This window comes from Streptomyces sp. NPDC058741 (assembly GCF_042746715.1).
Lineage (GTDB): Bacteria > Actinomycetota > Actinomycetes > Streptomycetales > Streptomycetaceae > Streptomyces.
On the sequence record NZ_JBHYQH010000072.1, the window covers coordinates 1 to 10,264 of the forward strand.

General features: G+C 73.0%; 7 protein-coding genes and 3 pseudogenes. 4 read left to right on the forward strand and 6 right to left on the reverse strand.

Annotation, left to right across the window (positions count from 1 at the left end; genetic code table 11):
- A pseudogene (locus tag ACFW6P_RS31040) lies at nt 1–168 on the reverse strand (CoA transferase); the annotation flags it as partial.
- Between the two features lie 165 nt (nt 169–333).
- On the opposite strand from ACFW6P_RS31040, the pseudogene ACFW6P_RS31045 reads away from it, so the two are divergent.
- From ACFW6P_RS31045 to ACFW6P_RS31060, 4 genes and pseudogenes are all read left to right on the forward strand, one after another.
- Nucleotides 334–1,427, forward strand: a pseudogene (locus ACFW6P_RS31045) (GDSL-type esterase/lipase family protein).
- Between the two features lie 147 nt (nt 1,428–1,574).
- Nucleotides 1,575–3,209 (forward strand): cellulase family glycosylhydrolase, encoded by a 1,635-nt coding sequence (locus tag ACFW6P_RS31050; protein WP_386360156.1) that lies wholly within the window; start codon nt 1,575–1,577, stop codon nt 3,207–3,209.
- Nucleotides 3,210–3,468: 259 nt separating this feature from the next.
- Nucleotides 3,469–3,726 (forward strand): annotated as a pseudogene (locus ACFW6P_RS31055) (hypothetical protein); the annotation flags it as partial.
- Nucleotides 3,727–4,029: 303 nt separating this feature from the next.
- Nucleotides 4,030–5,022 (forward strand): sporulation protein, encoded by a 993-nt coding sequence (locus ACFW6P_RS31060; RefSeq protein WP_386353964.1) that lies wholly within the window; start codon nt 4,030–4,032, stop codon nt 5,020–5,022.
- A 316-nt stretch (nt 5,023–5,338) separates the two neighbouring features.
- On the opposite strand, the gene ACFW6P_RS31065 is transcribed toward ACFW6P_RS31060, so the two are convergent.
- The 5 genes from ACFW6P_RS31065 to ACFW6P_RS31085 all read right to left on the reverse strand — a co-directional run.
- Nucleotides 5,339–6,286 (reverse strand): M56 family metallopeptidase, encoded by a 948-nt coding sequence (locus ACFW6P_RS31065; RefSeq protein ID WP_386353966.1) that lies wholly within the window; start codon nt 6,284–6,286, stop codon nt 5,339–5,341.
- A gap of 6 nt (nt 6,287–6,292) precedes the next feature.
- Nucleotides 6,293–6,679, reverse strand: a complete 387-nt coding sequence (locus ACFW6P_RS31070) for a BlaI/MecI/CopY family transcriptional regulator (protein ID WP_386353968.1) — start codon at nt 6,677–6,679, stop codon at nt 6,293–6,295.
- Nucleotides 6,680–6,830: 151 nt separating this feature from the next.
- Nucleotides 6,831–8,726, reverse strand: coding sequence for a molecular chaperone HtpG (gene htpG, locus ACFW6P_RS31075; protein ID WP_386425618.1), 1,896 nt, complete (start codon nt 8,724–8,726; stop codon nt 6,831–6,833).
- 87 nt (nt 8,727–8,813) lie between these two features.
- Nucleotides 8,814–9,527 (reverse strand): class F sortase, encoded by a 714-nt coding sequence (locus tag ACFW6P_RS31080; RefSeq protein WP_386353972.1) that lies wholly within the window; start codon nt 9,525–9,527, stop codon nt 8,814–8,816.
- A gap of 133 nt (nt 9,528–9,660) precedes the next feature.
- A partial coding sequence (locus tag ACFW6P_RS31085; RefSeq protein ID WP_386425621.1) for a hypothetical protein occupies nt 9,661–10,264 on the reverse strand: 604 nt, incomplete at its 5' end.

Consider the following 10,264-nt stretch of genomic DNA (forward strand, 5'->3'; position numbering starts at 1 on the left):
GTACGCGCGTTCCTGAACATCGCGCGTACGGGTCGCCGTTCGCCGGGGGCGTCCACGGGGATGCCGGGCCTTCGGCTCCTCGTGGCCGAGACCGAGGCGTTCCCTCGTGCCGGGACGGAAGTTCTCCACCAGCACGTCCGACGCGGCGATCGGGGCGCGGGCCCGCTCCCGGCCGTCCGTGGCCGACCGGTCCGGCGCGCCCCGGCAAGATCAGCTTCGCCACGCCCCGGGCGGCCGGTCGAGGACCCGCCCCCTCCCCCCTCTTGACGCGTCAATGACAACGATGGCTTGATGTGATGGGAGCGCTCCCACCCCGGAAGGAAAGGGACCACCATGCACGGACCCCCTCGCACGGCCCCGTACCTGCGGTTCCCCCCGCTCCTCGGCCTGCCGGCCGCACTCCTCCTCCCCCTCGGCCTGGTGGTGGCCCCGCCCCCGGCGGCGGGGGATCCGGTCCGCATCATGCCGCTCGGCGATTCGCTCACCGGCTCGCCGGGCTGCTGGCGGGTGGTGCTGTGGAACCGGCTGGTGAACAGCGGCCGCACCGGTGCCGACTTCGTCGGCACCCTCCCCCCGCAGGGCTGCGGCCAGGCCCACGACGGCGACAACGAGCGGCACGGCGGCGCGCCGGTGACCACCATGGCCGACCAGGACCTGCTGCCCGGACGGCTGGCCTCCACGGATCCGGACATCGTTGTCATGCATGTCGGGAGGAACGACGTATGGAGCGGCATCGCCCCCGACCGCGTCCTCGCCGCGTACACCGAGCTGGTCGGGCAGATGCGGGCGTCCAACCCGGCCATGCGCATCCTCGTCGCGCAGCTCGTCGTGATGGACCCGAGCAGCCGCACGGGCTGTGCGCAGCGGGTCGTCGACCTCAACGCCCGGATTCACGACTGGGCGCGGGCGACCACCACCGGCCGCTCGCCGGTCACCGTCGTCGACCAGTGGACGGCCTTCAGCACGGCCGAGGACACCCGCGACGGCGTCCATCCCGACGCCTCCGGCGACGACAAGGTCGCCGCGCGCTGGTACCCGGCCCTGACGGCGGCTCTCGACGCGGGCGTGCCACAGGACCCCGGCGATCCGCACGACCCCGGTGACCCCGCCGCATGCACCGCCCGCTTCCGGGCCGTCTCCACCTGGCAGGGCGGCCAGGGCGAGGTGACGGTGACGAACACCTCCGCCTCACCCGTCCTGGGGTGGACCGCGGCCGTCGCCCCGGCGGGCGGGGCGCGCATCGTCCAGGTCTGGAACGGCACCCTCACCAGGCACGCCGACGGCAGGGCCACCGTCACGGACGCCGGGTGGAACGGCGCCTGGCGCCCGGGGCAGGAGCCTCGTTCGGCTTCCCCGCCGCGGCCCCGGCAACGGCGGGCGCCCCGGCGGCGACCGTCACCCGCACGGCCGACGCCGCGGCCGGCTGAGACCGGCCCGGCAGCGGACAGCACCGGGACCTCCCCCACCGACCCCCGACGCCCGGAGCCGCCGACCGCAGACACCTCGCCCCACACCGGCAGCGCAGCGCAAGCCGCACTCGCCCCCACCGATCCGACCCCCCTCACGGAGCCGCCATGAGACCCCACACGCACCTCACCCCTCGCCTGGCCACCGTCACCGGCACGCTGATCGCCCTGCTTCTCTCGCTGCTCGCCTTCACCCCACCCGCCGAGGCCGCGCCCGCCGGCTTCCGCATCCAGAACGGCAGGCTCCTGGAGGCCTCCGGGAACGACTTCGTGATGCGGGGCGTCAACCACGCGCACACCTGGTACCCGGACCGCATCAGCTCCCTGGCCCACATCAAGGCCAAGGGCGCCAACACCGTCCGGGTGGTGCTCTCCAGCGGTGACCGCTGGACCCGCAACGACACCGCCGACGTGGCGAACGTCATCGCGCAGTGCAAGCGGAACCGGCTGATCTGCGTGCTGGAGGTGCACGACACCACCGGCTACGGCGAGCAGAGCGGTGCCGTCACGCTCTCCCACGCCGCCGACTACTGGATCAGCGTGCAGAGCGCGCTGACCGGTCAGGAGAACCACGTCATCGTCAACCTCGGCAACGAGCCGTACGGCAACGCCAATTACACGGGGTGGACGGCCGACACCAAGGCGGCGATCCAGAAGCTGCGGAACGCCGGCCTCGACCACACGATCATGGTCGACGCGCCCAACTGGGGCCAGGACTGGGCGTTCACCATGCGCGACAACGCCGCATCCGTCCTGGCAGCCGACCCGGACGCCAACACGATCTTCTCCATCCACATGTACGGCGTCTTCGACACCGCCGCCGAGATCACGGACTACCTGAACCGCTTCGTCTCCGCCAGACTTCCCATCGTGGTCGGCGAGTTCGGGCACGACCACTCGGACGGCAACCCCGACGAGGACACCATCCTGGCGGTCGCCCAGCAGCTGCGGCTCGGCTACCTCGGCTGGTCGTGGAGCGGCAACGGCGGCGGGGTCGAGTACCTGGACATGGTCACGAACTTCGACCCGAACCAGCTCACCTCCTGGGGCCGGCGGCTCTTCGAGGGAGCGAACGGCATCGCCGCCACCGCCAAGGAGGCCGCGATCTACTCCTCCGGCGGCGGCGACAGCACTCCCCCGACGGCCCCCGGCACCCCGACCGCCTCCGCCGTCACGTCCTCGTCCGTCACGCTGACCTGGCCGGCCGCCACCGACGCGAACGGCGTGACCGGCTACGACATCGTGCGGGTCGGCGGCGGCACCGAGACGGCCGTCACCAGCACGACCAGGACGACCGCCACCCTCACCGGCCTGGCCCCCGCCACCGCCCACACCTTCGCGGTCTACGCCCGCGACGCCGCCGGCAACCGCTCACCCCGCTCGGCCACGGTGACCGTCACCACCGCGTCCGGCGGCTCACCGTCGGCCTGCGGCGTCGGCTACAAGGTGACGAGCAGCTGGCCCGGCGGCTTCCAGGGCGAGATCACCGTCCGCAACACGGGCACGTCGGCGATCAACGGCTGGACGCTGCGCTGGACCTTCCCCGACAGCCAGCGCATCACCAACCTGTGGGGCGGCACGGCGACGCAGAACGGCTCCCAGGTGAGCGTCGCGGCAGCCGCGTACACCGCGGCGATCCCCGCGTCCGGCTCGGTCACGGTCGGCTTCACGGCCACCCGGGCGAGCGCCAACCCCAGCCCGACGGCGTTCACCCTCAACGGGGCCGGCTGCTCCGTGAGCTGACCCCCCGACGCGGCGGTGCCGCCGGGCCGGGCCTTCCACCCCCGGCCCGGCGGCACCGCCACCCCGCCCGTGTGATCCGCGCTACACCCGCAGGAGAGGCGGTTCACGCTGGCCCGCAGTGGTCAGGGGGCGAAAACGTCCCACCGGCATTCCTCGGCCGCATCCCCGGCAAGGCGCGTAGTCGCCCCTCCGGGTTCCGCGCATCGCGCGCGGGAGGCGGGATGAGCGAGGACACCCTGCGCGTGCGCACGGTCACCACCTGGGCGCGGGCACGCTGTACGGCTACCTGCTGCACGGCTTCGTCGCCCAGGGCTCGACGTTCCGGGGCTGGTACCACCCGGCGTGGATCCACCGGCCCCTCGGCGCGGTGGTCGTCACGGCCGTGGCGGCGGTGCTGGTGACGGCCCTGTGCACCTCACGCGTGCGACGGCTGTTCCGCGGGGTGGTGGAGCCAGGCATGGCCTGGGCGTTCCGCCGGGAGGGACGGGACCGCGGACCGCCGCGGGCGACTGAGCGGCCGCCGGGAACGGCGGTCCGGCCGCCGCGGGGCGCAGCGTCCGGCCTCCTCGAACCACATGGGCGCCCGCGCGGTGGCGTTCGGCGACGCGAGCGCCTGGGCACCGGACACCGCCGGATCGAGCTGGGCCGGGGCGTGGGCTGCGGCCCGCGGCGAGCTGGTGGAGCCTGCTGCCCCGGGGGGCGCCTTTTCGGCCATATCCGGCGACGTCCGGCCGCACGGCACTGTCTCCCGCCGCCCGCACCCTATGCTTCTACGTGCTTGTAGAAGTCAGATCACGCACGTGAAGGAGTGGACGCCACCATGGTGTTCAAACGACTGCTCGGCGCCCTCGGCGTGGGCGGACCCACGGTCGACACGGTCCTCGACCCGGCACCCGTCCGGCCCGGCGGCACCCTCTCCGGCCGGGTCCTGCTGCGGGGCGGAGGCGCGGACGTCGACATCGAGCACATCACCCTGGAACTGGTGGCCCGGGTCGAGGCCGAACTCGACGACGGTGAACACGAAGGGATCGTCCCCTTCGACCGCTGCACCGTCGGCGGCGGCTTCCGGCTCGCGCAGGGCGAGCAGCGCGACGTCCCGTTCGGGCTCACCCTCCCGTGGGAGACGCCGGTCACCGAGCTGCACGGGCAGAGCCTCGGCGTCGTCCTGGGCGTGCGCACCGAGCTGTCGGTCGCGGGCGCGAGGGACAAGGGCGACCTGGACCGGCTGGACGTCGCCCCGCTGCCCACGCAGGAGGCCGTGCTGGAAGCCCTCGGCGGGCTGGGGTTCGGCTTCCGGTCGGCCGATCTGGAGTACGGCCGCATCGGGGGCACGGGCCAGCGGCTGCCGTTCTTCCAGGAGATCGAACTCGACCCGTCCCCCCGGTACGCACAGCAGCTCGACGAGATCGAGCTGACCTTCCTGGCGAATCCGGGCGGCCTGGACGTCGTGCTGGAGGCGGACCGCCGCGGCGGTCTCCTCGCGCCCGGCCACGACGCGCTCGCCCGCTTCACCGTCTCCCACGAGCAGGTCGGGGACCAGGACTGGCCCACTCTCGTCGACGGCTGGATCCAGCACCTGATCGAGCAACGGGCGTCGTACGGCTCCCCCGCCGCATACGGCACGGGCGACCACGGCCACGACCACAACCACGCCCACGCCCACGACGGCCACCGCTCGGGGCCCGGCATGGGCACCGCGATCGCCGCCGGCGCGGCCGGGCTCGCGGTCGGCGTCGCCGGCGGCATGGTGGCGAGCGAAGTCGTCGACGAGGTCGGCGACTTCTTCGAGGGCGAGGAGGAAGACGAGGGCTGAGCAGGGCGGTGCGTCTCCGGCTCGGCTCCCCGTGCCGGAGGCGCACTTCTGTGCACGCCTGCCGCCCTGCGCCCTTCTCGGACCGTCCTGCCGTCGGACCCGCACCTCGCCGCCTGCCGCAGGCGGTCGTCGGTCGTCGGTCGTCGGTCGTCTTCATGGTGGTCGGGTTCGCCTTGGCGGTCCGGCCGGCCGTGGCGCTCGCGCGGCGTCGCGCCGAGGAGCGGGACCGGCGGCGCGGCGCGGCGCGGTCGAAGCAGGTGACCTGCGGGTCACCGTGGAACCGCCGCCACCACGCGGCCGGAGGTGAGGGCGGAGCTCAGAGAGGTGTCGCCGCGTGCAGGATGAGCACCATCGTCACGGCCGAGTTGGCCGAGGACATCGCAGACACCGCCGTGCCCGCCGCCGCGCCCCACGCCGCGAGGCCCACCGACGTGAAGACCGGGGGCCAGCTGCGCACGGCGGGTGCGGGGCCGAGCAGGGCCGCCACCCGGCGCGGGACCGGACCGGGCGCCGCGAGCCCCGCGAGCGTGGGAGCCGGGGTGCCCAGGGAGACGAGCGCGGCCGTGCCGATGGCGCGTGCCACCGTGCGGCGGCTGCCGACGGCCCGGGCCGCCTCCTCGTCCGCCCACCGCTCGGCCGTGTAGGCCACGGCGGTGCGCAGCGGCCTGAGGAACGGGTTGGCCCGGGCGGCGAGTTGCACGGCGAGCAGGAAGCGGTCGTGCCGGGCGGCGAGGTGCGCCCGCTCATGGGCGAACAGGGCCCGCCGCTCGGCCGAGCCGAGCCGGTCCAGCAGGGCCGTGGTCACCACGACACGGCCCTTCCGGCCGCCGCCCCGGTGCCGTCCGGGCAGCGCGTACGCGTACGGGACGGCGTCCGGCAGCACCGCCACCTCGGTGTCCGGCAGTCCGGTGAGCGCGCGGTGCGCCCGGCGGCGCACCCGGGCGTGCCGCCCCAGCGTGCGCGCGCAGGCGACGACCACCGCGCCCAGCGCGGGAATCGCGGCCTTGCCGACGACCTCGTCGTACGGCACGGCCGCCCGCACCTCGGGGTCCGACCAGCCGTCGGGCAGTGGGTTGCCGGGCAGTTGGGCCGTGCCGACCACCATGACGAGCGCGAGGCAGACCGTGCTGCACAGGGCCAGCACCACGGCCAGCGCGGTCAGCAGCCGGGTGGCGGTGCGCGGGTGCAGATTCTGTTCGGCGAGGCGCGCGACCGGCCAGGCCGTGAGCGGCAGGACCAGCGGCAGGAAGACGAAGACCCCCATGAGGCTTCAGCCTTCCCCCTCGCGACGGTCCTGTTCCAGCAGGTCGCGCAGCAGCCGCTCGTCGTCCGGTCCGAGGCCCGTGACGAAGCTGGCCAGCACCGCCCCGCGGTCGCTCTCGGCGTCGAGCACCTTGCGCATCTTCCGGGCGGCCAGGCCCGCCTGGTCCGCCGCCGGTGTCCAGGCGAACGACCGGCCGACCCGCTCCCGGGTGACCGCGCCCTTGCCGAGCAGCCGGGTCAGGATCGTGATGACCGTCGTGTACGCGAGGTCTCCGCCGAGGCGTTCCTGGACCCAGCCGGCCGTGGCCGGGCCGTCTGCCTCCCGTAGTGCCGACAGCACCAGCGCCTCCAGCTCGCCCTGCCCCCGCCGGGGACGCTGCCGGGGATCCGTCACCGCCCTGTCTCCCTTCCGCCGCCCTGCGTTGCCCGTGCGGACATCGTATAGATGGGCACGGGTCCCGCGCCGCGGGTGGTCCGGGGCGAGGTCGTCCCGCCCGGCGCTCGGCCGGCGGACTCCCCGGACCACCGCTGATCCGGCCCGGCCGCTACAGCGTGCGCTCGAGGCGGTCGGCCACCAGCTTGACGAACGCGGCGGGGTCCTTCGGCTGGCCTCCCTCGGCGAGCACCGCCAGCGTGTGCAGCAGCTCGGCGGACTCGGCCAGCTCCGTGCGGTCCTCGCGCTCCCGGTAGGCCCGGTTCAGGCCCTTCACCAGCGGGTGGCCGGGGTTGAGCTCCAGGATGCGCTTGGTGCGCGGCACCTCCTGGCCCATCGCCCGGTACATCTGCTCCAGGGCCGGGGTCAGGTCGTGCGCGTCGGAGACCACGCAGGCCGGGGAGACGGTGAGCCGGGCCGACAGGCGCACCTCCTTGATGTCCTCCTCCAGCCGCTCGCGCATCCAGCCCAGCAGCCCGGCGTACTCCTCGGCCTGCTTCTCGCGCTCCTCGGCGGCCTTCTCCCCGCCCTCGGCGCCGAGGTCGATCTCGCCCTTGGTGACGGAACGGAGCGTTCTGCCCTCGTACACGCCGACGGCGTCGACCCACACCTCGTCGACGGGGTCGGTGAGCATCAGGACCTCGATGCCCTTGTCGCGGAACGCCTCCATGTGCGGGGAGTTCTCGATGCTCTGCCGGGACTCGCCGGTGATGAAGTAGATGTCGTCCTGGCCGTCCTTCATGCGCTCCGCGTACTGCGCGAGGGTGGCCGGCTCGTCCCCGTGGGTCGTGGCGAACGAGGAGACGGCGAGGATGGCGTCGCGGTTCTCGGAGTCGGTGACCAGCCCCTCCTTCAGGACCGTGCCGAACTCCCGCCAGAACGTGGCGTAGCGATCGGCGTCCTTGGTCATGAGCTCCTTGACCGTGGACAGCACCTTCTTCGTCAGCCGGCGCTGCATCATCCGGATGTGCCGGTCCTGCTGGAGGATCTCGCGGGAGACGTTCAGCGACAGGTCCTGCGCGTCGACGACGCCCTTGACGAAGCGCAGGTAGGGCGGCAGCAGCTCCTCGCAGTCGTCCATGATGAAGACGCGCTTGACGTACAGCTGGACACCGCGCCTGAAGTCCCGGGTGAACAGGTCGTGCGGGGCGTGCGAGGGCACGAACAGCAGGGCCTGGTACTCGAAGGTGCCCTCCGCCTGGAGCCGGATCGTCTCCAGCGGTTCGCGCCAGTCGTGGCTGATGTGCTTGTACAGCTCGTGGTACTCGTCGTCGGACACCTCCTCACGCGAGCGGGCCCACAGGGCCTTCATCGAGTTCAGCGTCTCGGGCTCGGGCGTGCTCCCGTCCTCGCCCGCCTCCGGGACCATCCGGATCGGCCAGGTGATGAAGTCCGAGTACCGCTTGACGATGTCCCGGACGGTCCACGCGGCGGTGTAGTCGTGGAGCTGGTTCTCGGGGTCGGCGGGCTTGAGGTGGAGCATGACGGAGGTGCCCTGGGGGGCGTCGTCGACGATCTCCAGGGTGTACGTCGCCTCGCCACGCGAGGACCACCGGGTGCCCTTGCTCTCCCCGGCGCGCCGGGTCACCAGCGTCATCTCGTCGGCCACCATGAAGCCGGAGTAGAAGCCGACGCCGAACTGCCCGATGAGCCCCTCGGCCCCGGCCGCGTCCTGGGCCTCGCGCAGTTCCTTCAGCAGCGTGGCCGTGCCCGACTTGGCGATGGTCCCGATGAGCTGCCCGACCTCGTCGTACGACATGCCGATGCCGTTGTCCCGCACGGTGAGGGTGCGGGCCTCCTTGTCGACGTCGATCTCGATGTGCAGATCCGACACGTCGGCGTCGAGCGCGTCGTCCCGCAGCTTCTCCAGACGGAGCTTGTCGAGCGCGTCGGAGGCGTTGGATACGAGCTCGCGCAGGAAAACATCCTTGTTCGAGTAGACCGAGTGGATCATCAGCTGGAGCAGCTGACGGGCCTCTACCTGGAACTCAAACGTTTCGGTCGTCATGATTCGAGAATCCCTCACAGGTCCCACAGTCGCCTGAACTGGTGCCAGTCACTCTAGGACACCCGGTCAGGCCGGGTGCCCGGGACGTCAGACGAGGTGGGCGAAGACGACCAGGTTCTCCGTGTAGTCCCGGGCCTTTCGGTCATAGGCACCCGAGCAGGTGATGAGGCGGACCTGCGCGTCGGGGGTGTCGCCGTAGACCCGTTCGCTCGGGAAGTCGTCCTTCGCGAAGGACTCGGCGCCGTCGACCACGAACGTGGCCCGGCTGCCGTCGGCCCGCTTCACGTGGAACCGGTCGCCCTTCTTCAGTTCGCTCAGCCGGGCGAACACGGCCGGTGACGTCGCGGTGTCCACGTGCCCCGCGATGATCGCGGTGCCTGTCTCCCCGGGCGAGTGGCCCTTGGCGTACCAGCCGACGAGGTTGGTGTCGGCGGCCGGTGGCGGTTCGAGCTGACCGGTGCCGCCGATGGCGAGGTCGGTGAAGGGCGCGTCGACCGCGATCTTGGGGATGAGCAGGCGAACCGGCCGGGACCGTGGCAGACGGGGGCCGGTTTCGGCAGCGGCGGACCCCCGCGGCGCCGGCGACGCGGGGGGCACGTCGGGCGCGGACGGGGCGGCCGGCGCGACGGCCGATGGGGCGTGCGGCGGGCCGCCGGCGTCGGTCGACTCACCACGGCCGGCCACCAGGCTCACCGTCAGGGCCAGGGCGGCCACGGTCCACACCACCGTCATGGCCTTGCGCAGCCGCCGCCTGGAGGGGCTGGGGGCGGGGTCGAGGGAGGAGGGAGGACTGGCTGCCATCAGGGACCACCTCATTCGGGCACGGCAGCGGATCGGGCAGGGCGGCGGGCACGGCACGCGGGGGGACGAGCCGGGCCGCCGCAACGTGAGGGACACGTGCGGCGGCCACGACGGGTAGGACGTCAGGCATCCGTCATGCCGCGCCCTGCGACGCCTTCTGACGGCGCAGCGCGTACAGGCCGGTGCCGGCGACCGCCAGCACCGCGAGGCCACCGGCGGTCATGCCCGGCGACCCGGCCAGGGCGCCGCCACCGGTGTGCATCCCGCCGCGCGGCTTTTCGTGCTTGCCCTGCCAGGAGTCCTTGCCGTGCTCCTTGTCCTTCTCGCCGTACTCCTCCTTGCCGCCGTCCTCGTCCTTCTGGGAGCCGTCCCAGTCGTCCGCGTTGACCAGGGCCAGGGCGCCGCCGCCGGTGTGCATCCCGCCGTACGGCTTCTCGTGCTTGCCCTGCCAGGAGTCCTTGCCGTGCTCCTTGTCCTTCTCGCCGTACTCCTCCTTGCCGCCGTCCTCGTCCTTCTGGGAGCCGTCCCAGTCGTCCGCGTTGACCAGGGCCAGGGCGCCGCCCCCGGTGTGCATCCCGCCGTACGGCTTCTCGTGCTTGCCCTGCCAGGAGTCCTTGCCGTGCTCCTTGTCCTTCTCGCCGTACTCCTCCTTGCCGCCGTCCTCGTCCTTCTGGGAGCCGTCCCAGTCGTCCGCGTTGACCAGGGCCAGGGCGCCGCCCCCTGTGTGCATCCCGCCG

Excerpts from the sequence above, each read along its gene's own strand:
- ACFW6P_RS31050 (WP_386360156.1), top strand. The coding sequence starts at position 1,575 with ATGAGACCCCACACGCACCTCACCCCTCGCCTGGCCACCGTCACCGGC.
- htpG (WP_386425618.1), bottom strand. The coding sequence starts at position 8,726 with ATGACGACCGAAACGTTTGAGTTCCAGGTAGAGGCCCGTCAGCTGCTC.
- ACFW6P_RS31060 (WP_386353964.1), top strand. The coding sequence starts at position 4,030 with ATGGTGTTCAAACGACTGCTCGGCGCCCTCGGCGTGGGCGGACCCACG.
- ACFW6P_RS31080 (WP_386353972.1), bottom strand. The coding sequence starts at position 9,527 with ATGGCAGCCAGTCCTCCCTCCTCCCTCGACCCCGCCCCCAGCCCCTCC.
- ACFW6P_RS31065 (WP_386353966.1), bottom strand. The coding sequence starts at position 6,286 with ATGGGGGTCTTCGTCTTCCTGCCGCTGGTCCTGCCGCTCACGGCCTGG.